The sequence below is a fragment of the Arthrobacter sp. OV608 genome (assembly GCA_900110595.1).
Taxonomy (GTDB): domain Bacteria; phylum Actinomycetota; class Actinomycetes; order Actinomycetales; family Micrococcaceae; genus Arthrobacter.
In genome coordinates this window covers 156,325-178,302 of sequence record FOEZ01000006.1, presented here as the reverse complement: position 1 = coordinate 178,302, position 21,978 = coordinate 156,325, and the positions used below count along the sequence as shown (strand labels likewise).

General features: G+C 66.8%; 22 protein-coding genes. 13 read left to right on the top strand and 9 right to left on the bottom strand.

The annotated features are described in order from the left end of the window. The first annotated feature begins 129 nt into the window (after window positions 1-129). From BMX78_RS10450 to BMX78_RS10410, 9 genes are all read left to right on the top strand, one after another. On the top strand, window positions 130-825 hold the full coding sequence (locus BMX78_RS10450) for a DUF2306 domain-containing protein (RefSeq protein WP_091419192.1): 696 nt from the start codon (window positions 130-132) through the stop codon (window positions 823-825). A gap of 179 nt (window positions 826-1,004) precedes the next feature. Continuing rightward, complete coding sequence (locus tag BMX78_RS10445) at window positions 1,005-2,189, top strand: ABC transporter substrate-binding protein (RefSeq protein ID WP_091419190.1); 1,185 nt, start codon at window positions 1,005-1,007, stop codon at window positions 2,187-2,189. 250 nt (window positions 2,190-2,439) lie between these two features. After that, window positions 2,440-3,459 (top strand): VOC family protein, encoded by a 1,020-nt coding sequence (locus BMX78_RS10440; RefSeq protein ID WP_091419188.1) that lies wholly within the window; start codon window positions 2,440-2,442, stop codon window positions 3,457-3,459. A gap of 6 nt (window positions 3,460-3,465) precedes the next feature. After that, window positions 3,466-4,422, top strand: coding sequence for a fumarylacetoacetate hydrolase family protein (locus tag BMX78_RS10435; RefSeq protein ID WP_091419187.1), 957 nt, complete (start codon window positions 3,466-3,468; stop codon window positions 4,420-4,422). Continuing rightward, the gene (locus tag BMX78_RS10430; protein ID WP_091419185.1) at window positions 4,419-5,453 is read left to right on the top strand and encodes a cyclase family protein; all 1,035 of its coding nucleotides are present in this window, start codon (window positions 4,419-4,421) and stop codon (window positions 5,451-5,453) included. The genes BMX78_RS10435 and BMX78_RS10430 overlap by 4 nt, the downstream gene beginning before the upstream one ends. A gap of 73 nt (window positions 5,454-5,526) precedes the next feature. Next, on the top strand, window positions 5,527-6,651 hold the full coding sequence (locus BMX78_RS10425) for an FAD-dependent monooxygenase (RefSeq protein WP_091419184.1): 1,125 nt from the start codon (window positions 5,527-5,529) through the stop codon (window positions 6,649-6,651). Next, on the top strand, window positions 6,648-7,721 hold the full coding sequence (locus BMX78_RS10420; RefSeq protein ID WP_091419182.1) for an amidohydrolase family protein: 1,074 nt from the start codon (window positions 6,648-6,650) through the stop codon (window positions 7,719-7,721). The genes BMX78_RS10425 and BMX78_RS10420 overlap by 4 nt, the downstream gene beginning before the upstream one ends. An 11-nt stretch (window positions 7,722-7,732) precedes the next feature. Beyond that, window positions 7,733-8,731 carry a fumarylacetoacetate hydrolase family protein gene (locus BMX78_RS10415; RefSeq protein ID WP_091419181.1) on the top strand — a complete coding sequence of 333 codons (999 nt, stop codon included), beginning with the start codon at window positions 7,733-7,735 and terminating at the stop codon, window positions 8,729-8,731. 1 nt (window position 8,732) lies between these two features. Next, window positions 8,733-9,509 carry an SDR family NAD(P)-dependent oxidoreductase gene (locus BMX78_RS10410; protein WP_091419179.1) on the top strand — a complete coding sequence of 259 codons (777 nt, stop codon included), beginning with the start codon at window positions 8,733-8,735 and terminating at the stop codon, window positions 9,507-9,509. A gap of 89 nt (window positions 9,510-9,598) precedes the next feature. Here the strand turns inward: BMX78_RS10410 and BMX78_RS10405 are convergent, their stop codons facing one another. The 7 genes from BMX78_RS10405 to BMX78_RS10375 form a co-directional block, all read right to left on the bottom strand. Then, a complete protein-coding gene (locus tag BMX78_RS10405) occupies window positions 9,599-9,754 on the bottom strand; it encodes an SDR family oxidoreductase (RefSeq protein ID WP_502686285.1) in 156 nt (51 codons plus the stop codon). A 107-nt stretch (window positions 9,755-9,861) separates the two neighbouring features. After that, window positions 9,862-10,437: a DoxX family protein gene (locus tag BMX78_RS10400; protein WP_091419178.1), complete on the bottom strand. Its 576-nt coding sequence runs from the start codon at window positions 10,435-10,437 to the stop codon at window positions 9,862-9,864. Window positions 10,438-10,573: 136 nt separating this feature from the next. Next, window positions 10,574-11,536 carry a LysR family transcriptional regulator gene (locus BMX78_RS10395; RefSeq protein ID WP_091419176.1) on the bottom strand — a complete coding sequence of 321 codons (963 nt, stop codon included), beginning with the start codon at window positions 11,534-11,536 and terminating at the stop codon, window positions 10,574-10,576. Window positions 11,537-11,602: 66 nt separating this feature from the next. Continuing rightward, window positions 11,603-13,171: a GMC oxidoreductase gene (locus BMX78_RS10390; protein ID WP_091419175.1), complete on the bottom strand. Its 1,569-nt coding sequence runs from the start codon at window positions 13,169-13,171 to the stop codon at window positions 11,603-11,605. A 16-nt stretch (window positions 13,172-13,187) separates the two neighbouring features. Next, a complete protein-coding gene (locus tag BMX78_RS10385; protein WP_286138900.1) occupies window positions 13,188-14,666 on the bottom strand; it encodes an MFS transporter in 1,479 nt (492 codons plus the stop codon). A 185-nt stretch (window positions 14,667-14,851) separates the two neighbouring features. Continuing rightward, window positions 14,852-15,646 carry a hypothetical protein gene (locus BMX78_RS10380; protein WP_091419172.1) on the bottom strand — a complete coding sequence of 265 codons (795 nt, stop codon included), beginning with the start codon at window positions 15,644-15,646 and terminating at the stop codon, window positions 14,852-14,854. Further along, window positions 15,643-16,683 carry a Gfo/Idh/MocA family protein gene (locus BMX78_RS10375; RefSeq protein WP_091419170.1) on the bottom strand — a complete coding sequence of 347 codons (1,041 nt, stop codon included), beginning with the start codon at window positions 16,681-16,683 and terminating at the stop codon, window positions 15,643-15,645. Before BMX78_RS10375 ends, BMX78_RS10380 begins: the two co-directional genes overlap by 4 nt. A gap of 107 nt (window positions 16,684-16,790) precedes the next feature. Here BMX78_RS10375 and BMX78_RS10370 point away from each other — a divergent pair, with 107 nt between their 5' ends. Beyond that, a complete protein-coding gene (locus tag BMX78_RS10370; protein WP_091419169.1) occupies window positions 16,791-18,053 on the top strand; it encodes an ROK family protein in 1,263 nt (420 codons plus the stop codon). Between the two features lie 23 nt (window positions 18,054-18,076). Here the strand turns inward: BMX78_RS10370 and BMX78_RS10365 are convergent, their stop codons facing one another. Then, entirely contained in the window at window positions 18,077-18,493 is a 417-nt protein-coding gene (locus BMX78_RS10365) for a C-glycoside deglycosidase beta subunit domain-containing protein (RefSeq protein WP_091419312.1), read from the bottom strand. 69 nt (window positions 18,494-18,562) lie between these two features. Between BMX78_RS10365 and BMX78_RS10360 the strand changes: the two genes are divergently transcribed. From BMX78_RS10360 to BMX78_RS10350, 3 genes are all read left to right on the top strand, one after another. Beyond that, entirely contained in the window at window positions 18,563-19,570 is a 1,008-nt protein-coding gene (locus tag BMX78_RS10360) for an apurinic/apyrimidinic endonuclease family protein (RefSeq protein WP_091419167.1), read from the top strand. A gap of 51 nt (window positions 19,571-19,621) precedes the next feature. Continuing rightward, complete coding sequence (locus tag BMX78_RS10355) at window positions 19,622-20,296, top strand: TetR/AcrR family transcriptional regulator (protein ID WP_091419165.1); 675 nt, start codon at window positions 19,622-19,624, stop codon at window positions 20,294-20,296. 141 nt (window positions 20,297-20,437) lie between these two features. After that, complete coding sequence (locus BMX78_RS10350; RefSeq protein WP_091419164.1) at window positions 20,438-20,908, top strand: carboxymuconolactone decarboxylase family protein; 471 nt, start codon at window positions 20,438-20,440, stop codon at window positions 20,906-20,908. A gap of 62 nt (window positions 20,909-20,970) precedes the next feature. Here BMX78_RS10350 and BMX78_RS10345 read toward each other — a convergent pair whose 3' ends face one another. Beyond that, window positions 20,971-21,975 (bottom strand): sugar phosphate isomerase/epimerase family protein, encoded by a 1,005-nt coding sequence (locus BMX78_RS10345; protein WP_091419162.1) that lies wholly within the window; start codon window positions 21,973-21,975, stop codon window positions 20,971-20,973. Window positions 21,976-21,978: the final 3 nt, after the last annotated feature.

The following is a 21,978-nucleotide window of genomic DNA, read 5'->3' as shown; positions in this document are numbered from 1 at the left end:
CCCTTGACCAGTGTACGGCGTACACCTATCTTTAGCTTTAGCAGGTGTACGCCGTACACCTTGCCACCCTACACAACGCGTCTGGTCCGCCCCGTCGGACGAGCCGGTTGGCATCGAAGGAGCAGAACAATGCACACCACAGAACAAAGCTCCAAGACGAAGGCACCGGCGGTCACGCACCGACGCCGGCCGGAGTGGCTTGTTCCCGCCGGCCTGATCTTCCTCAGCCTCATCCCGGTGGTGGCCGGAGCCGCCCGGCTCGCCGAACTGACTGGCGGAGGGGCAGTGACAGAGCGCAACGCCAGGTTTTTCGACTCCCCGGCGCCGGTGGTGGTCCACATCATCAGCGTCACGGTGTACTCCTTGCTCGGGGCGTTCCAGTTCGTGCCGTCACTTCGCGGGCGCAAGCGCAGGTGGCACCGCATGACCGGGCGGATCCTCCTGCCGGCAGGCCTGCTCGCCGCACTCTCCGGCCTGTGGATGACGGTTTTCTACACCCTGCCGCCCAGCGACGGTGCGCTGCTGCTTGTCCTTCGGCTCGTTTTCGGCTCCGCCATGGCCGTCAGCCTCGTCTTGGGACTTCGCGCCGTGCTGCGCCGCGACTTCACGCAGCATGGGGCCTGGATGACCCGGGCCTACGCCATTGGCCTCGGCGCCGGAACGCAGGCCCTGATCCTCATCGTGCCCGAACTCCTTTCCAGCCCGCCGGACACAACAACCAGGGCCCTGCTGATGGGCGCCGCCTGGGTCATCAACCTTGCCGTGGCGGAATACTTCATCCGCAGGCGCTCCCAACCACCGCGCCAAACCTTCCGCGGCAACTAAGCCGCGTTCCGCCGTCGTACGTCCTTTGTTGTATGTCTTCCCAAGACGTTCCGTAACGCCGGGCTACGTCCTGTTGAGCGTTCGCGACGCTGCGTGAACGCCGGCGTCGGGGTTGATTGTGGCGCCGGCGGGTGCTCCGTACTCTCATTCCAGCACCCGCCCCAGCAAAGGAATTTCCCATGTCAGACCCCTCGAACAAGAGCCCGGAGAGCCACGAAGGCTCCACACGCATCGTGGCCGGCCAGTCCCCCCGCCCCAAGCGTCCGCTCGGGCAGAAGATCGGCATCGCCGCCGTCCTCCTGGCCCTGGTGGGAGGCGGCGCGGCCGTCGCCGCCACGGTGAACAACGGCAGCGGTGCACCGGCCGCCGCCGAGGAAACCGCTCCTTCCGGCAACCCCGCCGCCGAACTGAAGCTCGGATACTTCGGCAACGTCACGCACGCCCCCGCCCTGGTGGGCGTCAGCCAGGGCTACATCGCCGACGAACTCGGCGACACCAAACTGACCACCCAGGTGTTCAACGCGGGCCCCGCCGCCATCGAAGCCCTGAACGCCGGCGCTATCGATGCCACCTATATCGGCCCGAATCCTGCCATCAACTCGTTCGTCAAGAGCGGCGGAGAATCGATCAACATTATCGCCGGCGCTGCGGCCGGCGGCGCCCAGCTGGTGGTCAAGCCGGAGATCAACTCCGCGGCAGACCTCAAGGGCAAGACCCTCGCCTCCCCGCAGCTCGGCGGCACCCAGGACGTGGCCCTCCGCGCCTGGCTCACCGCGCAGGGCTACAAGACCAACGTGGACGGCAGCGGCGACGTCGCCATCAACCCCACCGAGAACGCCCAAACCCTGAAGCTGTTCCAGGACGGAAAGCTCGACGGCGCATGGCTGCCTGAGCCCTGGGCCTCCCGCCTGGTTCTGACCGCAGGCGCCAAGGTCCTCGTGGACGAAAAAGACCTGTGGGACGGCTCGCTGTCCGGCAAACCGGGCGAGTTCCCCACCACCATCCTGATCGTCAACCAGAAGTTTGCCGCCGACCACCCGGACACCGTGAAAGCGCTGCTGAAGGGCCACGTGAAGTCGGTTGAGTGGCTGAACAAGGCAGCCGACGGCGAGAAGGCCAGTGTCATCAATGCAGCGTTGAAGGAAGCCGCCGGTGCAGAGCTGAAGGCCGATGTGATCGACCGGTCACTGAAGAACATCGTGTTCACCGTGGACCCGCTCGCCGGGACTTACCAGAAGCTCCTGGCCGACGGCGTCACTGCCGGCACCACCAAGCAGGCGGACATCAACGGCATCTTCGACCTCCGCGCCCTGAACAGCGTGTCCGGCGAGAAGACCTCGGCCGCCAAACTCGGCAAGGAGTAACCGCGGCCACCCGGGACGCTCTCTCACTTGATGCGCCATTTTGGCCAACGCTCGCTCACTTTCCTAAAGAAAGTGAGCGGGCGTTGGGCATTTAAGCGCATTAAGTGAGAGAGCGTCGCAGCCGGGAGATATCGGTGGGACGGATAGTTGATATCGAAAAACTCGCCTTCCCCAAATATATGAAGTGCCTCACAGTAGTTACAGGACCTGCACCAAACCCACAGCAGCCAGTAACCAAAAGGACTTCAACGTGGAAACTCCACTCTCCCATCTTGCCCACCTCGAGATCACCGCCCCGGACGTCGAAGCCTCGGCACGGTTCTACGAGGAAAAGTTCGGCATGCGCATCATCGACCGCGTGGACGGCAACGTCTACCTGCGCTGCTGGGGCGACTACTACCGCTACAGCCTGGTGATCACCGAAGGCGCCGAAGCGTCCCTTGGCCGGATGGCCTGGCGCACCAACTCCCAGGCAGCCCTTGAAGCCGCAGCCCAGCGCATCGAAGCGACCGGCGTGCAGGGCTCCTGGACCGCCGGCGGCCACGGCTACGGCAAGGCCTATGAATTCACCGGCCCCTACGGCCACCACATGCGCCTGTTCTACGACGTGGAAAAGTTCCTGGCCGAGCCCGGCTTCGAATCGACCTACCCGGACCGGCCGGAGCGCCGCAGCAGCCACGCCGCCGCCCCCCGCTTCCTGGACCACGTCACCGTAGCCTCCTCCGATGTCCGCGGTTTCGCCAAGTGGTACAACGAAGCCCTCGGTTTCCGCGTCATGGCGTTCGTGGACCTGGACGAAGCACCCATCACCGTGTTCTCCGTGCTGACCACCAACGAAAAGTCCCACGACCTCGGCGTTGTCCTTGACACCTCCAGCCGCGCCGGCCGTGTCAACCACATCGCCTTCTGGGTGGACGCCACCGAGGACCTGCTCCGCACCGCTGACGTCATGATGGAAAACGGGACCCCCATGGAATACGGCCCCTCCATCCACGGCGTGGGCGAGCAGAACTTCCTCTACTTCCGCGACCCCTCCGGCCTGCGCGTGGAGCTCAACTCCGGCGGCTACCGCAACTACGTCCCGGACTGGGAAGCCAACACCTGGAAGCCCTCGCTCGGCTCCAACAACTTCTACAAGAACGGCGCCATGCCGCACTCCATGACCGAATCCTTCCCGCCGGCCGAAGGCTTCACCGCCACCGAGGAAGGCGCCTCACCGGAAATGAAGGAAGCCCTCCTGAACCCGTACGCCAAGCAGGGCCGGGGCTAAGACACCATGGCTGAAACCTATGCACTCATCCGGTTCCAGGAAGCCGGCGACGCCAAGGCCCGCGCCGGACTGCTGGTTGAAGGCCGGGTCCTGCCGCTGGACGGGGACATCAACTCCCTGATCGAGCACTGGGACACCACTGAACCCCAGCTGGACAGCCTGGCCGCCTCGGCCGGCAAGGACACCGGCCTGGCCCTGGCCGACGTCGAAATCCTTGCTCCGGTGGAGCCCGCGCAGGTCCTGCAGACCGGCGCGAACTACCGCAAGCACGTCATCGACCTTGCCGCAGCCCACCGCGAACCCGGCGAGGACGAGGAGGAAGTGCGCGCCAAGACCGCCGCCATGATGGACAAGCGCGCGGGCCAGGGCACGCCGTACTTCTTCATCGGGCTCCCGACGGCGATCGCGTCCGCCACGGACGACCTCACCCTGCCGTCCTACTCCAAGTCCCACGACTGGGAGCTGGAACTGGCGGCGGTGATCGGGAAGACGGCGTTCCGGGTTACCCCCGAGGAGGCCCTGGAGCACGTGTTCGGCTACACCATGGTCAACGACATCACCACCCGCGAGTACGTTTTCCGCAAGGACATGCCCGCCATCGGTTCGGACTGGTACCGCGCGAAGAACGCCCCGGGCTTCCTGCCCACCGGGCCGCTGCTGGTCCCAGCCAAGTTCTTCGGCGACCCGCAGGACGTCCAGGTCACCCTGAAAGTCAACGGCAAAGCCATGCAGGACGAGTCCACGCAGGACATGATCTTCGGTGTGGCGAAGCTGGTCAGCGAAGCGTCGCAGATCATGCCGCTGCGCCCGGGCGACCTGGTGCTGACCGGCAGCCCCGCCGGCAACGGCCAGCACTGGGGCCGGCTGCTCCAGGACGGGGACGTTATGGAAGGCACCATCACCGGGCTGGGCAGCCAGCTCATCCACTGCAAGGACGAAACCACACGTGAAGGTGTCCAGTGACCACCCAGGACACAGCACCAACCGGCACCGGGGAATCAACTGATTCCCCGGTTATCCGGCGTGAGGATCCGCTCGGCAGCATCCGGGCGATGGCGCAGGCCCACAACAACTGGGGTCGCTGGGGCCAGGACGACGTCCTGGGCACCCTGAACTTCATCGACGCAGCCAAGCGCGTCGAGGCCGCGGCACTGGTGACGACCGGTGAGGCGTTCTCGCTGTCCCAGCCGTTCGACACCAACGGCCCGCAGAAGGGCTGGCGCCGCCGCACCAACCCCGTCCACACCATGACGGACACCGGGGTAGACGCCGAGCGCGGCAACCAGGGCTTCCCGCACGGCTTCGGCGGCGCGGACGACGTCATCGCCATGCCGCTGCAGTGCTCCACGCAGTGGGACGGCCTGGGCCACATCTTCGACCAGGGCAAGGCCTGGAACGGCCGCGCCGCCGGGGACGTGGTCACCTCCGAGGGCGACCTGCTGACCGGCATCGAAACCGCCGCCGCCAAGATCGTCACCCGCGGCGTGCTGCTCGACGTCGGCCGGGCGCTCGGCCCCGAGCTGGGAAGGAACGACGGCGAACTGCCGGACGGATTCGCGATCACCCCGGAACACCTCCAGCGGACCATCGAACTCCAAGGCCCCAGCTCAACCGTGGGCCGGGGCGACATCGTGATAATCCGCACGGGCCAGTACACCCGGGTCCGCCGTGACGGCTGGGGCGACTACGCGGGCGGATCAGCCCCGGGGCTGTCCTTTACTACCGCGCCCTGGCTGCACCGCAGCGAAATTGCCGGGATCGCCACCGACACCTGGGGTTTCGAGGTCCGTCCGAACGAGTTCGACGCCGCCTTCCAGCCCCTGCACCAGATCGCGATCCCCAACCTTGGCCTGTTCCTGGGCGAGATGTGGGACCCGGACGGACTGGCCGAGGCGTGCGCGGCGGACGGCAGGTACGACTTCCTGCTGACGGCAGCCCCGCTCCCCATCACCGGGGCAGTCGGATCACCGGTCAACCCGATCGCCGTCCGGTAATCCCCGTCCGGTAGCTTCAGTTAAAACAGCAACAATCACCAGCAGTATCGCCGTCAATACAAAGGAGTCAGCGATGGCAGCAGTACAGAACGTCGGAATCGTTGGGGCGGGAGCCGCTGGGCTGGCCGCAGCCATCCTCCTGGCCGACGCCGGAATCCAGGTCGAAATCCTCGAAAAGGCGGACGCCCCGCAGACCCTCGGGTCCGGCATCACCCTGCAGGGCAACGCCCTGCGGGTGCTCCGGCAGCTCGGCGTCTGGGACCAGGTGGAGGCGAAGGGCTACGGGTTCAGCACCCTGGGCCTGCGCGCCCCGGACCCCGCCGGCACCGTCATCGCCGTCCTCGAAGACATCCGCACCGGCGGCGAGGACCTTCCCGCCACCATGGGCATGTACCGCCCGGACCTCACCGCCATCCTCCGCGAACGTGCCGAGAAGGCCGGCGCCCGCATCAGCTACGGCAGGACCGTCACCGGAATAACGGACGACGGCGGGTCCGTCACCGTGGGCACCGCCGACGGCGGCAGCGCCACCTACGACCTGCTGATCGGCGCCGATGGCCTGCACTCGGCCGTCCGCAAGGCCATCGGCATCGAGGTCGAACCCCAGTCCACGGGCATGGGAATCTGGCGTGCTTTCGTGGAGCGCCCCGAGGAAGTGGTCCGCACGGACCTGACCTACGGCGGCCCGTGCTTCATTGCCGGCTACTGCCCCACCGGTCCTGACACCATCTACGCCTACCTGGTGGAGAAGGCCCAGGAGCGCAAGCACGAGGACGGCCCCCGCATCATGGCTGAACTCGCCGCAGCCTACGGCGGACCGTGGAACGAGATCCGCGCCAACCTGGACCACGGCGCCCGCATCAACTACACGTGGTTCACCACCCACCTGGTGGACGGCCCTTGGAACCGCGGCCGCAGCGTCATCATCGGCGACGCCGCGCACAGCTGCCCGCCCACTATTGCGCAGGGTGCTGCCATGGCGATGGAGGATGCGGCTGTGCTTGCCGAACTCCTGATCAGTGCCGACGACGTTACGGAGACGCTCTGGAAAGAGTTCACCGACCGCCGCCTGGACAGGGCAAAGGCAGTTGTTAACGCGTCCGTCCAGTTGGGTCAATGGATGCTCGACGGCGTCCGGGATGCCAATGTGCCCGGCCTCATGCATTCAATCTCCAGCCTCGTTAAGGAACCCGCATGAGCACCGATTCTGTTCAAGCCCCCACCGTTGACGTCCATGCCCATATCCTGCTTCCGGCCCTGCAGCAGCTCGTGGCCGAGGCCGATCCCGAGGGCTTCGGCGCGCAGCAGGCCCTGGAGGTGCGGCGCAACGGACCGGAATCGATGGCGGCTTCGGGCCGGATGATCAAGGAGCGCTGGCCTCAGCTGACGGACCTGGACCGCCGGCTCGCGGACATGGATGCTCAAGGCGTGGACGTGCAGCTGGTCTCCCCGTCGCCGTCGCACTTCTATTACTTCGCCGGCGAGGAACTGGCCCTGCAACTGGTCAAGGCCGCCAACCAGGCGGTCCGCGAATTTGTGGACCGCGCGCCGGACCGCCTCAATGGCCTGGGCTTGGTCCCGCTCCAGCACCCTGCCCTGATGGTGGAAGCCCTGGAGCATGCCGTGCTGGAGTGCGGACTGCTCGGCGTCGAAATCGGCTCGTTCGCCGCTACTCCCGGGGCCCCGGAGCGCAGCACCGTGGAACTGTCCGACCCCCGCCTTGAGCCGTTCTGGAGCCGGGCCGAGGAGCTGGGCGCCCTGGTGTTCCTGCACCCGTTCGGCTGCTCGCTGGATGAGCGGCTGGACCGCTTCTACCTTGCCAACACCGTGTCCCAGCCCGCCGAGAACGCGGTGGCCCTGTCCCACCTGATCTTCAGCGGCGTCCTGGACCGGCGCCCGGAGCTCAAAATTGTGGCAGCGCACGGCGGCGGCTACCTTCCCACCACCCTGGGCCGCTCGGACCGCGCGTGGAAGGTCCGGCCCGAGGCACACGGCTGTGCCCAGCCGCCGTCGTCCTACCTGAAGAAGCTGTATTTCGACTCGCTCGTCCACAGCCCCGCGGAACTGCGGGCTCTCGTAGCCGCGGCCGGTCCGGACCAGGTACTGCTGGGCTCGGACTATCCGTTCGACATGGGCTCCGACCTTCCCGTGGACGAGGTGCAGGCTACCAGCCTGTCATCCGACGACGAAACCCGGGTTTTGGGCGGCAACGCACGCACGCTGGGCATCACCGCGGCGGCCGCCCTGGCCGCCCGACGCAACGCATAAGGAACACGTACATGGTCAAGATTGCCCGTTGGGATCACGACGGCGGGACAGAGTCCGGCTTTGTGGACGGCGGAAACTGCTTTGCCCTGCCGGCAGGGCAGTCCGTCCAGACGCTGCTCGACGCGGGACTCGAGGAGACCCTGGCACGTGCCCGTCAGGTCATCGGTTCCGCTGCCGCCGTTCCACTGGCGGATGTGCGCCTGCTCGCCCCGCTGGTGCCCGCCACCATCCGCGACTTCGTGGCGTTCGAAGAACACGTCGAAGGCGTGCGGAAGAGCATCGACGGCGTGGCCGGCGTGGTGCCCGAATGGTACGAGGCGCCCACCTTCTACTTCACCAACCCGCACACAGTGACGGGCACCGGCGAGGTGATCGGTATTCCGGCGGGCTGTACGGACCTGGACTTTGAAACGGAAGTGGCTGCCGTCGTCGGACGCGTTCCGGGCAGCGACGGGCGGAACCTGAGCGCGGAGGAGGCGCACCGGCACATCTTCGGGTACACCGTGCTCAACGACTGGTCGGCGCGGGACCTGCAGCGCCGCGAGATGAAGGTCAGCCTCGGGCCGTGCAAAGGCAAGGATTTCGCCAACACGCTCGGCCCCTGGATTGTCACGGCGGACGAGTTCGAGGACCGGCACGACGCCGAGGGCTTCCTGCCGATCTCCATGGCTGTTGAGGTCAACGGCGAGCTCATCGGCCAGGACCTGCTCTCCAACATGGGCTGGCCGTTCGCCGAGCTCGTGGCCTACGCGTCGCAGGACTCGGTGGTGCGGCCCGGCGACGTGCTGGGCTCCGGCACGTGCGGCAGCGGCTGCCTGGCCGAACTCTGGGGACGCAACGGTTCGCAGACTCCGCCGCCGCTGAAAACCGGCGACGTGGTCCGGATGACGGTGGAAGGCATTGGCAGTATCGAGAACACCGTGGGCGCCCGGCGCGAGGCCGTGACCCGGGTTCCGGCCCGGACCCGGCCGCGCAACCGGGTGGCCGCTGCGGCTCCGTCCGGGATCTAGGGTGGTTTCGCTTCAACTTGAGGGCCGGACGGTGGTGGTCACCGGCGCGGGGCAGGGCCAGGGTGCCGAGGAGGCGCGCCTGCTGGCGGAGGCCGGGGCGCGGGTGATCGCTACCGACCTGGCGGCGGACATGCCTGCCGGGTTGGGCACGGAGCATTCGGCCTCGGCCGGTGCGCTGATATACCGGCAACTGGACGTGGGCGATGCCTCCGGGTGGTCCGGCCTCGCTGCCTGGATCCGGTCCCAGGGCTGGCAGGTGGACGGGCTGGTCAACAATGCCGGCATCACCCAGCGAAGCCTGCTGCTGGAGGCGTCAGTGGCCGACCTGCAGAAGGTTTACGAAGTGAACGTGGCCGGCAGCCTGCTGGGAATCCAGTCGCTAACGCCCTTGATGGGCAGCGGAGCGTCCATAGTTAATGTCGGCTCTGTTGCCGGGCTCACGGCGCACTATCCAGTGGCCTACACCGCGAGCAAGTGGGCGCTCCGCGGGTTGTCCCAGGTGGCAGCCATGGAACTTGGCCCGCGCGGGATCCGGGTCAACACGGTCCATCCGGGCTTTATCGAAACACCCATGACGGCGGGTGCCAAGCCTGAGTTCCGGCAGGCCACCCTGGCCGAAACCCCGCTGGGACGTACCGGGACCGTGGAGGAGGTGGCCGCCGTCGTGCTCTTCCTTCTCAGCCCGCTGTCTTCCTTCGTGACGGGTGCCGAGATCCCGGTGGACGGCGGCCAGACATCCCACGGCGGCGCGAAGTCGGTCTCCGACGCCCTGCGCTGACCGCCCCCCACCCAACTGAGTAGCGCTAAGTGTCGTTTTCGAGCGTCAAAACGACACTTAGCGCTACCTAGTTGGGGAAGGGGTGGCAGTTAGCCCGGCAGCACAGCCGACCAGCCGCCGTCGACCATCAGGTTGGCGCCGGTGACGTATGAGGCCTCGTCCGATGCGAGGAACAGGCCGCACTTTGCCACTTCTTCGGGCGCCCCGATCCGGCCCAGCGGGATGCTGCCGGCGATGGTCCGCATCGGATGGTCGGGAGCGAGGAGGTTGCCCTCGGTGGCCGCGGGCGGGAAGGGGAACGGCGTCTTGGGTCTAGGTGGTATCCGCCGCGTGGATACTCATGGGGACAGGTTCAGCCCTCGTCCGTCGAGATGACCGCAGGAGTGTCTGCGGCCGGTGCTGCAGCGTCTGCGGCGAGGGCCTTGCGCCGGCGGGAAACCTGGATGGCAATGGCGGTGGGGATTGCGGCCAAAGCGGTGATCCGCATCCAGGGCCGGTCCAGGACGTGGCCGGTCAGCGCATCCAGGGAGTAGAGGCCGGAGCCGCCGATCGTGAAAGCGGCGGCTGCCAGGCCCAGCACGGCCGGGTACTCGAGGCCGCCCTCCTGGGCGAAGAAGCCGTTCGGGGCATGGACGCTGGCGGCGACACCCATAGTGGTGGCGGCAGCGGCGCCGGCGGCAGGAGTGGCCAGCCCCAAGGCCAAGGCCAGACCGGCTCCTGCTTCACCCACACCCGCGAGGACGGCGCTGGGTTTTGCGGGACGGAACCCCATGGCGTGCATGCCCTTGCTGGTGCCTTCGACGCCTCCCCCGCCGAACCAGCCGAAAAGTTTTTGGGATCCGTGGGCGATGAGCACGCCTCCCAGGCCCACCCGGAACAGGGTCTGTGCGGCGGCGGCCGCCTCGGGGCTGGTGGTTACATTGCGCATAACAGTCCTCCTTATGGGGTTGCCCGGGTCGCTGCCCGGCTCGCTGTCAGCACGAGTCTACGGCTGCGCAACCACCCCATCACAGGGGGAGAATCATGCAGGGTACCCCCTCCGGCAGCGGGTACAAGCCGCGGCTTTATGGGGTATCCGCCGCGTGGATAGCCACCGGATGGGTATCCACGGGGAAGAGCTCGTGGAGCCTGGCACAGGAGCGCTGGACCACGGACCGCAGCCACACGCTCGCCGGGTCCTCCGCCTGGGACGGGTGCCAGTACATGGCCTCCACGAGGGACGCCTCGGTCCCGCCGGAGAACTCCAGCACCACGATGTCCGCGCCGCGCTGCGCCCGTCCGGCCAGCATCCGGGGGACGAGTGCCACAAGGTCCGTGCCCTCAACCAGGAGCGGAAGGGACAGGAATCCGGCCACCACGGCCGCCACCCGGCGCTGGATGCCCCGGGACTCGAACAGCTTGTCCGCCGGGGTGCTGATGCCCTCGCCGAAATAGCCGACGGCGTGCGGCACCGCGGTCAGGTCTTCGAGGGTCAGGCGGGGCTGCTGGAGCAGCGGGTTGCCGGCGTCGGCCACGGCCACGAAGCTGTCACGGAAGAGCTGCTTGCTGGCTCCCTGCATCTGGTACCCCGTGGGCCCCACCAGCAGGTCGATCTTGGAGTAGTCAGCCATCTGGCCCTGGATCCCGGAGCCGGCGGTGGGGACGAAGTCCACCGAGACGCCCGGTGCTTCTTCCCGCAGGATTCCGCGCAGCGGCCCGACGATGAGCGCCGCAGCGTAGTCCGAGGCGGCGATAATGAACTCCCGCTCGCTGGTGGCGGCGTCGAACCCGGACCGCACCCGCGTGGCCCGCTGGACGTGCAGCATGGCTTCATCAACCAGCGGGACCAGCGACTGGGCAAAGGGCGTGAGGTCATAGGTGCGGCCGTTGCGGACCAGGAGCTCGTCGTCGAAATGGCGCCGGAGCCTGGCCATCGCCGCGCTGGTGGCCGGCTGGCTGAGCTGGAGCCGCTCCGCCGCCCGGGAGATGTTGCGCAGTTCCAGCAGGACCTGAAGTTGGGGCAGCAGGTTCAGGTCCAGGTTCTTCATACCCACAGGTTATCCGTGCCCGCCGTTCCGCCCTTTTAGCGGCCGCCTTTCTACCATGCGCATGGGTCAGGAACCCAGTTCCTCGGCCACCTTCCGGGCGCCGCGCACGGCGATGGCGACGCTCATCAGGGTGGGGTTCATCGCCGTCGCCGTCGGAATCAGGGCGTTGCCGCCCACCACCAGGTTCTCGTAACCCCACACCTTGGACCACGGATCCGCCACCGAGGTGCCGTCGTCGGTGGCGCCCATCCGCATGGTGCCCTGGTAGTGCAGGCTGGAGCCGTTGGGCATCAGCCGGGGCTCGGCAACAAAGACGCCAAGGGCCTTGCCGGCGCGGCGCAGCCGTTCCGTGGCCTGGGCGATCTCCGTTTCCTCCCGCTCGGTGAGCGCGTAGTCGATGGTCATGTTCGGGAAGCCGCGGTAGTCCGGCTCGTTGTCGTCAAAGGTGACGGCGTCCTCGAAGCGCGGGTGCTTGCGCAGGCCGTAGCCCATGTTGACGTAGCCCCAGCGGTTCTCGGAGTACGGGGTGCCCGGCTCCATGGGGAACGGCGTGGTTTCGGTGTACATCACCTGGACCGAGAAGGGGTGTTCGGGCTCGGAGAACGGGATGCGGTTCACGGCTGCCACCGGGTCGGCGGAATTCAGCGCACGCCGGGCCAGCTCAGCCTTGAGGTCCTCGTCCGTGGCGAAGCGGCCCATCTTTTCGGCGTCGAGCGCCACCGTGGAGATGACCACGGGGTGCTCAGTGAGGTAGTGGCCCAGCGCCTGCGGCCGGACGCCCGAGGCCCACAAAAGCTGCGGCGAACGGAAGGCGTCGGCGGCCACCACCACGATGTCGGCTGCCACAAAGGAAGTCTCCCCCGTGCGAAGGTCCTGCACGGTGACGCCGGTGACGCGCTGTCCGTCCAGCTCCACCCGGCGGACCAGGGTGAGGTCTCGGAGTTCGAACTGCTTCGAGAGCGGGGTGTCCTTGTCGATCAGCGGTCCGAGGACGACGTCGGCACCCGCCCAGCGCACGGACCCGTCCGGCTGCGGGTCCCCGGCCACGGGAAGGGTGCCCACCCCGTAGCCGTCCGGCAGTTCCGCACCGAACTCCTCGTCGAGGAGGGACCTGATGGCTTCACCGACCTTGGAGTCCGCGAACGCGGCACTGTGGACGTGCAGCAACTGCTTGGCGTCCTCAATCAGGCCGTCCCACTCGTCGTTGGCAATGAAGGGGAGCTTTTCGCTGAAGGCGGGCGACGGCGTCGCGCAGGTCCAGTGGGTGCCCTGGCCGCCCACGTTGGTGGCCGCAGCGGCGGCCGGGAAGGAGGGGGCGTGGGCGGAGCCCGCACCGCCGAAGTCGAGGAGGTGGGTGCCTTGGCGGGCGGTAAACATGCCCTCGGTGACGGTGCCTGCCGGAATGCCCAGCGATTCCCGGTAGGCGCCGGCCTGCGGCCCCTGGGACATTTCCCGGGCCCGCGCCTTCTCGGCAGGATCGGGGATGTTGCGGACGCTCTCGCCGGGGACACCGGTGAGCTGCGGTCCGGCTTCGAACATCACCACGTGCGCGTTCGGGACCTGCTCCAGGAGCACCCGTGCGTAAGTGGAACCGATGGGTCCGCTGCCGACGATGGCAATGGTGGGGTTGGACATGATGTCTCCTTTGAAATCAGGCCGAGAGGGATTCGGAAGTGGTGGAAGCGGGAACGGGGTCGTCGGAGAGGCGGCCGTGCGGAAGCAGGACCGCCGCGACAATCCCCACCGCGTAGGTGGCCGCCAAGGCAATGAAGATCGGAGTGAAGACTGAGCTGTAGATCTGTGCCACGCTGGCCTGGATGGCAGGCGCGGCTGCGTGCACCAGCTGCGGCGTCAGGGTGGAAGCATCAAGTCCTGCCGGCAGGAGCGCGGCGACGCCGAAGCCAATCACTCCGCCGATGACCGCCGTCGCCACGGTGGACCCCACCTGCCGGACCAGATTGATGGTGGCCGTAATGGTGCCGGTCTGGCTGGCCGGGGCGGCGCCCTGGACAACCGCCACAATCAGGCTCATAAACGCTCCGGTGCCCATCCCCACCACGGCCATCACCATCATGGGAACCCACAGCGGAAGGCCCGCGGGCAGCATGGCCATCACCAGAAGCCCGGCCGCCCCCATCATGGTTCCCACGATCGGGAAGATCCGGTACTGCCCCGTCCGGCTGGCCAGCCATCCGGTCAGCAGGTTGCTGATGAGCATGCCGAACACCGTGGTGATGGGAACCAGCCCAGAGACGGTGGCGGTGGTCTGGTAGGCCATCTGGAAGTACGTGGGCAGGTAGGCGGTAATGGAGAAGAGGCCGACGCCGATAATCGCCGAGAGTGCCGTGCCTGCAGCGATGGTCCGGTTGGCGAAGAAGTGGATCGGCACTATGGGTTCGGGTGCGCGCCGCTCGATGAAAAAGAAGGCGGCAAAGCCGGCGATGCTTACCGCGAGCGCGGCGGCCATAGCGAAGCCTGCGCTGCGTTCGGCGGCCCAGGTAACGGCGAGCACCAGTGCCACCAGGGCGGTGGTGAAGACCGCCGCCCCGGCAACGTCGAAGTGGCGGGGCATGGGGCCGGGCTCCAGATGGGGTACGGCGATGAGCGCCAGGCCCAGCGCCGCAGCCCCCACCGGAATGTTGATCCAGAAGACCCACTGCCAGCCCCAAAAGTCGGTGATGGCACCCCCAAGGACGGGGCCGACCAGGATGGCGATCGGGAAGGCAGCGCCGATGATGGCCATGTAGCGGGGCCGTTCCCGCTGGGTGGTGACGCGGGCAATGATGGTCTGGGACATCAGCTGCAGGCCCGCGGAGCTCATGCCCTGCAGCACGCGGGCAGCAATGAGCCAGGCCATGTCCGTGGCGAAGCCGCAGGCCAGTGAGGCGGCCAGGAACATCACCAGCGAGCAGAGAAAGATGCGGCGGGCTCCCAGCACGTCACCGAGTTTGCCGAGTACTGGCAGCAGCACGGTGCTGGCGAGGGTGTAGCCCACCACAACCCAGCTCATGAGCGTCAATGCACCCAGTTCACCGGCGATGGTGGCCAGCGAAGTGGACACGACGGTATGGTCCAGGGCCCCGAGGAAGGAGACCGAGAGCAGGGCAACAACAAGGAGGCGGAGCCTCAAAGGCGAAAGTGGCATAGTGATCTACCCGAACGATCGGGCCGTCGACGCGACGTGGTGTGCCCCCGGCGCACCATCACACCGGAGAACGGGTCCGGAAGGAACCCCGGCGCCGTTATCCATGATACTGCACTTTAGTCAGAAAACAACATAAGAATGTATGTATCAGACATGACGGGACGCTCTGCCTACGCATCGAGCAGTGCCCGGGTCAGCTCCATGTCGTGGAGCAGCTCCGCCAGGTCCGTTGCCGGGCCGTCCGCCAAGCAGGCGTCGAAGGCCCGGCGGAGCGCCAGGCGTGCTGACGATTCGTAGCGTTCCGGAGCCCGTAAAGACCCTTCTTCAGTGACGGTTTCCACCCGGGCGAGCCCGGCGGGCTGGTCCACGGTGACCTCCGTCCGCACCTCGCCGAGGGCAAGCACCTGGAGCAGGCCTCCGGCATGAGGACCACCGATGGCGGTTGCCGAAAGGGTGGCAGGAACAGTCCCGCCTTGGGAGTCGCCTGCGTGCAGGAGTGCGATCCTGCTGTGCACTGTGGCAATGCTTGACTGAAATGCCACCGCTCCGCCAGCAAGGGACCGCATCCAGCCGAAGCCGTCGCAGATGAGCGCACCGAGGCCTGCAGCGGGGGCAGCACACTCAACGGTGATGATCCGGGCGGGGGTGCCGCGCCGTGCCGCAACCGCGGCGGCTACAAGATCCGGGCGGATGCGAGGTCGTTCAACGATCACCGGAACGTCCCCGGGCCACTGCTTCAGGTCAATGGCTCCCAGGGGAAGGACGGCAGGATCGGCCAGCACCACGGCCGCCGCTCCCCCGGCGCGGGCGGCCAGCATCCCCTGCCACCAGTCGCCGGCTCCTGGCACCACCGCCACCGCACCATGCGCGTTTTCCGCCAGGGCGGCACTCACGGGAAGCTCGGCGACGGCCGCCGTATAGGCAGGCAGTTCGGTGAAAACGCTGAACGCCAGGCCTTCACTCATTGCGGCACCCCTTCAAGAACTTTGGCCGCAGCGGCGTCGGCCAGATCGATGGCGTACAGGGCGTCAGCCAACAGTTCGTCGTACTCCACAGGGGCATCTCCCTCAAGGAGCGACGCCAGCAGGCGCCACTCGGCCACATAGCCGTCCTCATCATCCCGCGGATACTCCGTCCACAATCCGTCAACGCTCCGCACCCTGGTGGCAGCGCTTCCGGAGTGGACAAAGGCGGGCGGGAAATTGACCTCGATGCGGTCATGGGACGTGGCGATACTCATCCGCCACAGGGCATCCTGCCCCTCCGGAAGCATGGTGAGCGCCAACTGGACCAGGACTTCACCGGCCCGGTACCCCAGCAGGTAGCCGATCGGCGAAGCGAGCCGCGCGTAGACCACTTCATCGATGCCCGGCGCAATGTCCCTCACCGCAGGAAGATCATGAATTGCTAGGCCGGTCAGCAGCTGCCGGAGAACTCCTGCCGCCACGGCAGGGTTGCCAAGGTCCGGGCGTCCCCGCCCGGCTCCTTGGAAGGGACCGCCCTCGCCCACCAGCCGGTGGTACCTGTCATTCGGCGGAAGCGCGAGCGTTACCGAGATGGCCTGCACCCTGCCCTCCAGGGCCACCAGATGGTGCTTGGCGCGCCCCCATGCGGCGTCGAACAGATGGTTCGTCCCCACCAGCAGGGTGGCGCCTGCCTCCCTGCACGCCGAGACAACACGTTCAGCCTCCTCCCTGCTGGTGGCCAGCGGTTTCTCGCAGAAGATGGCGCGCTTGCCCGCGGCGAGTGCCGCCAGGATCTGGCGGGAGTGCTCACCGGGCGGGCTGCAGATGGCTACCAGGTCCACGGCCGGGTCTGCCAGCAGGTCCGCCTCCCCCTCCGACCAGCGTGCACCATGCCGTTCAGCCAGGACCCGGGCGCGCCCGCTTCCGGCATCGGCAACGTGCACCACATTAAACAGGTCGTCAAGCCGCCCCAGCACCGGCAGGTGAAGCGCCGCGGCACCGGGCCCGGAGCCAATAATCCCCACGTTCAAAGGCATCGTCGCCCTCCTTCTTCTGTCACTATTATTCATAAGTGCGGGAACATCTGGCTATAGTCACGGCAAACCGCGCCTTAGTGGGTCCTGATGTGTGAGAATTGGAAACTATGACGACAGAGTCCACCCTCCGTTTCGGAGCCCAGACCGATGAAGTGACGAGCCTGCTGAGGATCGTCAATCTGGTGCGGACGGGCGAAGCAACCACCCGCCCCGAAATCGGCAAGGTTACCGGCCTGGGCAGGGGCGTTGTCAGCCAGCGCGTGGACCAGGCCATCCAGTTCGGCTTCCTCGGCGAGGGAGATTTCGGCGCATCCTCCGGCGGCCGTGCGCCCCGGACCCTGCGCTTTCGCTCCGAGCAGGGGCGGATCATCATCTGTGCCCTCGGCGCGGCCCACATCAGGGTGGGTTTGACCGCGCTCGACGGCGACGTCCTGGAGCACACGCACCGCAGCTGGGATATATCCCGCGGCCCTGAAAAGACCATTGAGGCAGTCATGGCCCTCGTGGACGAGGTGCTGGAAAAGAACTCCAAAGTGCCGGTCTGGGCTGTGGTGGTGGGCCTTCCCGGCCCGGTCGACTTTGCTTCCGGCCAGCCCGTGTCTCCCCCCATCATGCCCGGGTGGAACGGCTTCGACGTCCGGACCCCGTTCGAGGACCGCTTCAACGCGCCGGTCTGGGTGGATAACGACGTCAACCTGCTGGCCCTCGGTGAGCGTGCCCGCCGCCGTGATTCCCTGGCGGACCTTATCTACTGCAAGATCGGCTCCGGAATCGGCGCAGGCCTGCTGTCCCAGGGCAGGATCCACCGCGGTGCCAATGGCGCCGCCGGTGACATCGGCCACGTCCGGGTCCTGGATTCCACGGCCCAGTGCCGCTGCGGGAAGATCGGCTGCCTGGAAGCCGTAGCCAGCGGCTGGGCCCTGGTCCGGGATGCGGAACAGGCCATCAAGGAGGGGGCCAACAGCTCCATGGCTGCGGTAGTCAAAAAGAGGGCACTAACCCTCGAGGAGATCACCCTGGCCGTCCGGTCCGGCGACCCCCTGGCCATCACCTTGATTCAAAAGTCGGCGCGCGTGGCGGGCGAGACCATTTCTGCCCTCGTCAACATGTTCAATCCCAGCGTCATCGTCATCGGTGGCGCCATGGGATCGGCCGGCGAGGTCTTCTTGGCGGAAGTGCGGCAGCGGGTCTACGAATTGTCACTGCCCCTTGCCACCCGCGATCTGACCATCACCCTCTCCGTAGCCGACGAGCGCGAACCCCTCCGCGGCGGCGCCGAACTGGCGCGCGAGCAGCTGTTCGATGTCACCTTCCCGCGGTGGTTTGCCGACGGCCGCCCCTCACCGGAGCGGGTCGCAGTTCCCGCCTAGGACCAGCTCCGGACGTCGCCCGCTCAGGCGACGTCGCGGGAGACACTGGGTACCGGCTTTCCGTCCAGTTCCAGCCGGGCCGCCAGATGGAACGGCAGGACCAGGGGCGAGCCGGGCCGCGCCTGCAGGTACGGCACCATCAGCTGGAAGTCGACGGCGACGGCGTGCGTCCCGTTCGAAAGCCGGCGCCCGGCCGCTAGGACAAGCCGGTCCTGCACAAACCACCAGCCCCGTTCTTCCTGCAGGGCTTCCGGGGACACTCGACGAGAGCCGAGCATCACCTCCAACTCCCCTTGTACCAAGGGAACGCCGTCCACCTCCACCGCCAGGCCGGCGATGCTCGAGAGCGGCATGGAGCGGATCCACGGCAGGCCGATGCGGAGTTCAAAACCTTCGGCAGTGGCGGTCAGCGCATCGTCGCGCACGGCGGTTCCCAACATGGCTTCCATCCTTTATCCTAAAAGTGACATAAGTTTGTCATTAACAAGCATAAAGGGGGAAGACGCCCTATGGCTCCCGAAATTCCGAGCAGCTGGACGCTGTGCGCCAGCTCCTTCAACTGGACCCCTGACATCATCGCCGCGCGACGGACCGCCCAGGACGTCGTCACCGGCATCGCAGATTCTGTGGTGCAAAAGATCGAACTCGAGCCCGGACTGGTATGGCGCTCCTTTCCCGCTCCCAGCGACGCCGAAGTGGACGGGCTGCGGGATGCCCTGGCGGCGAAGGGCGGAGCCATCAGCATCCTCGGCGCCAGTCTGGACGACTTCACGCCGACGGAACGCCGCCCCCTGCAGGAACGCCTGGATTTCCTGGTCCCCCAGATCCGTGCCGCGCACCGATCGGGAGCCAGCGGAATCCGGCTCCCGATCGGCCAGGCCGGCACCGACCTGCTCACGCTGGTCCAGCCGTTGCTCCATGAGCTCGATCTGGTGGTGTATGAGGAGATCCAGGGGCAGCAGGCCCCGGGCAGCGCCGCCGTCGAGCCTGCCCTCGAAGCGATAGATGCCCTCGGAGATGACCACGTGCGGGTCCTCGTGGACATCAGCATGCTGATGCCCGCCCTTCCCGTCACCTACCTCGAGGAGCTGCGCCGGGGCGGCTTGCCTGAGGACTTCGTGGGGCGGCTGGAGAATGACTGGCGGGATCCGGCCACCATCGACGCAGTCACCGGCCTCCTCCGCTCAGGAAACGTGCCCCCGAGGATCCACACCCTCTTTATGAACCTGCTCATCCGTTTCGGCCGCAGTGACGCGGCAGACCTGCGGGGCATCCTCCCCCTGGTGGGCGCTTTCCACCTGAAGTTCTGGGACCTGCACGACGACGGCGGGCGGGTTTCGCAGCCGCTGCGGGACCTGGGCGCCCTCCTGGGCCCCAACAGCTTCAGTGGCACCCTCACCAGTGAGTGGGGCGGCCACGAGTGGCTGCAGGACGACCCCACAGACATGACCCGGCGGCACCTTGCACTGGCCGAGGCGGCCCTTGTCGGGGGCCGCGTGAGTAAAGTGGCCTGCTGACGGAAGGGTCCCGCTTCAGGAGGCTTCAAGTACGTGCCCTAGGATTCTCCCATGAGCGCATTGTCGGGCCATCAGCCTCCCGGGTTTCGGGCTTCGCAGCGCCGTAACGCCGATCCTGCCCACCCGTTAGCGGCCTCCCGCGAGGCGGAAATGCGGGAGAAAGTCCTGCGGGCAGCAAGCAACCTGATCGACCGGCTCACCTATGAGGCCGTCACCATTGACGCGGTAGCCAGGGCGTCGGGGGTGAGCAAATCAACGCTGTACCGCTATTGGCCATCGCGTCAGCTGCTGGTCCTGGAAGCATTCACCTATAAAACGAACTTGCTCACCGACGTTCACGACACCGGCGATGTGGCAAGGGACCTGCATGCCTACCTCGTGGCGCTGACCTATTGCCTGAAGGTGGGCGGAGCGGCGTCCACAGTCGCCAACCTGCTGGCTGAGGCCATCAGGGACGCAGAGTTCGCCGTCCATCTTCGGCAGACAATGCTTCGGGAGCGTCGGCAAGGATTCCTGACGATCATTCAACGGGCCCAGCACCGGGGGCAAGTGCGGGGCGACATCGACGCCGGCATGGTTATCGATGCCCTCTACGGGGCAATCCATCACCGGCTGATCGCGACAGGCCAGGACATCGACGGAGCCTTCTTGCGGAACCTGTCCGGCTTCGCCGTTGCCGGCATGGCAACCCCCGAATACCTGGACGGCGGCCGGGCAAGGACGTAGACAGCCGCTGCTCCCGCGCCACCGGAGGTGGAACGTCTGGTGGCAGTTCGTCCCATTCAGTGGTTCCCAACGCAGCAGGGAAGAGATGGTGGACCCAGCGCAGAAGCGCACTCCCTATCGAGCCAAGGAGCCCCACACACAATGACCGCTACAGCAATCCTCCCCAGGACCGATGTGGGTGCCCAGCACCCGGAACTGTACAAAGCCATCAATTCCGCAGCCTTGAGGGCGGACCGGGCCGCCCTGGGAGAGGGACTCTCGCCACTGCTTATTGAGCTGGTAAAGATCCGCGCCTCCCAGATCAACGGCTGTGCATTCTGCCTGCGGATCCACACCAAGGACTCGCTGGCGAAAGGTGAGAGCCTTGAGCGACTGAGTGTGCTGCCCGCCTGGCGGGAGAGCCTGTACTTCGACGATCAGGAACGCGCGGCACTGGCCCTTTGCGAATACATCACGCTGATCCAGGACTCCCACACAAATGCGGGCTGGTACCAGTCAGCGGCCGGGCAGTTGACTCCGGGACAGGTGTCCGCCGTGACATGGCTGACTATGACGATCAATACCTACAACCGGATAGCAATCAGCAGCGCCTACGCAGTCAAGCCGGAATAGCCGAAAGCCCGGCCCCGGGGTTTTCCGGGGCCGGGCTTTGGGCTGAATTAGTTGGTGCTGAACTACTTCGTGCTGAAGGCGGCGTCGAAAGCTGCCGCCGAGGGCTCGTAACTGGAGAGCCTGCGGACGAATGCCAGCGCTTCGGGGGCGCCGGCCAGGCGGTCCATGCCGGCGTCCTCCCACTCCACGGACAACGGCCCGCGGTAGTTGATGGAGTTGAGCATCCGGAAGGCGTCCTCCCAGGGCACGTCGCCGTGGCCTGTGGAGATGAAGTCCCAGCCGCGGCGCGGGTCGGCCCATGCCAGGTGGGACGAGAGCCGGCCGTTGCGCCCGTTGGTCAGGCGCTTCTTCGTGTCCTTGCAGTGCACGTGGTAGATCCGGTCCTTGAAGTCCCACAGGAACCCCACGGGATCGATGTCCTGCCACACCATGTGGCTCGGATCCCAGTTCAGCCCGAAGGCCTCACGGTGCCCGATCGCCTCCAGCGCGCGCTGGGTGGTCCAGTAGTCGTAGGCGATCTCGGACGGATGCACCTCGTGGGCGAACCGGACGCCCACCTCGTCGAAGACGTCCAGGATGGGGTTCCACCGGTCAGCAAAGTCCTGGTACCCGGCGTCCACCATCTTTTCGGAGGCCGGCGGAAACATCGCCACGTACTTCCAGATGGACGAACCCGTAAATCCGGTCACCGTCTTCACGCCAAGCTTGGCGGCGAGCCGGGCGGTGTTCTTCATTTCCTCGGCGGCACGGCGGCGCACCCCTTCAGGGTCGCCGTCGCCCCAGACGTTGTCCGGCAGGATGCCGCGGTGCCGTTCGTCGATGGGGTCATCGCACACGGCCTGGCCTTTGAGGTGGTTGGAGATGGTCCACACCTTAAGGCCGTGGCGTTCCAGGATGTCGAGTTTGCCCTGCACGTAGGCATCGTCGTCCCAGCGCCAGGGGTCCAGGTGATCGCCCCAGCAGGCGATTTCCAGCCCGTCGTAGCCCCACTCGCCGGCGAGCCGGGCCACCTCCTCAAACGGCAGGTCGGCCCACTGGCCGGTGAACAGCGTAATTGGTCGTGCCATCTG

Excerpts from the sequence above, each read along its gene's own strand:
- BMX78_RS10445 (WP_091419190.1), top strand. The coding sequence starts at position 1,005 with ATGTCAGACCCCTCGAACAAGAGCCCGGAGAGCCACGAAGGCTCCACA.
- BMX78_RS10435 (WP_091419187.1), top strand. The coding sequence starts at position 3,466 with ATGGCTGAAACCTATGCACTCATCCGGTTCCAGGAAGCCGGCGACGCC.
- BMX78_RS10345 (WP_091419162.1), bottom strand. The coding sequence starts at position 21,975 with ATGGCACGACCAATTACGCTGTTCACCGGCCAGTGGGCCGACCTGCCG.
- BMX78_RS10450 (WP_091419192.1), top strand. The coding sequence starts at position 130 with ATGCACACCACAGAACAAAGCTCCAAGACGAAGGCACCGGCGGTCACG.
- BMX78_RS10375 (WP_091419170.1), bottom strand. The coding sequence starts at position 16,683 with ATGCCTTTGAACGTGGGGATTATTGGCTCCGGGCCCGGTGCCGCGGCG.
- BMX78_RS10415 (WP_091419181.1), top strand. The coding sequence starts at position 7,733 with ATGGTCAAGATTGCCCGTTGGGATCACGACGGCGGGACAGAGTCCGGC.
- BMX78_RS10380 (WP_091419172.1), bottom strand. The coding sequence starts at position 15,646 with ATGAGTGAAGGCCTGGCGTTCAGCGTTTTCACCGAACTGCCTGCCTAT.
- BMX78_RS10395 (WP_091419176.1), bottom strand. The coding sequence starts at position 11,536 with ATGAAGAACCTGGACCTGAACCTGCTGCCCCAACTTCAGGTCCTGCTG.
- BMX78_RS10370 (WP_091419169.1), top strand. The coding sequence starts at position 16,791 with ATGACGACAGAGTCCACCCTCCGTTTCGGAGCCCAGACCGATGAAGTG.
- BMX78_RS10350 (WP_091419164.1), top strand. The coding sequence starts at position 20,438 with ATGACCGCTACAGCAATCCTCCCCAGGACCGATGTGGGTGCCCAGCAC.
- BMX78_RS10420 (WP_091419182.1), top strand. The coding sequence starts at position 6,648 with ATGAGCACCGATTCTGTTCAAGCCCCCACCGTTGACGTCCATGCCCAT.
- BMX78_RS10355 (WP_091419165.1), top strand. The coding sequence starts at position 19,622 with ATGAGCGCATTGTCGGGCCATCAGCCTCCCGGGTTTCGGGCTTCGCAG.
- BMX78_RS10400 (WP_091419178.1), bottom strand. The coding sequence starts at position 10,437 with ATGCGCAATGTAACCACCAGCCCCGAGGCGGCCGCCGCCGCACAGACC.
- BMX78_RS10425 (WP_091419184.1), top strand. The coding sequence starts at position 5,527 with ATGGCAGCAGTACAGAACGTCGGAATCGTTGGGGCGGGAGCCGCTGGG.
- BMX78_RS10405 (WP_502686285.1), bottom strand. The coding sequence starts at position 9,754 with ATGCGGACCATCGCCGGCAGCATCCCGCTGGGCCGGATCGGGGCGCCC.
- BMX78_RS10365 (WP_091419312.1), bottom strand. The coding sequence starts at position 18,493 with ATGTTGGGAACCGCCGTGCGCGACGATGCGCTGACCGCCACTGCCGAA.
- BMX78_RS10390 (WP_091419175.1), bottom strand. The coding sequence starts at position 13,171 with ATGTCCAACCCCACCATTGCCATCGTCGGCAGCGGACCCATCGGTTCC.
- BMX78_RS10360 (WP_091419167.1), top strand. The coding sequence starts at position 18,563 with ATGGCTCCCGAAATTCCGAGCAGCTGGACGCTGTGCGCCAGCTCCTTC.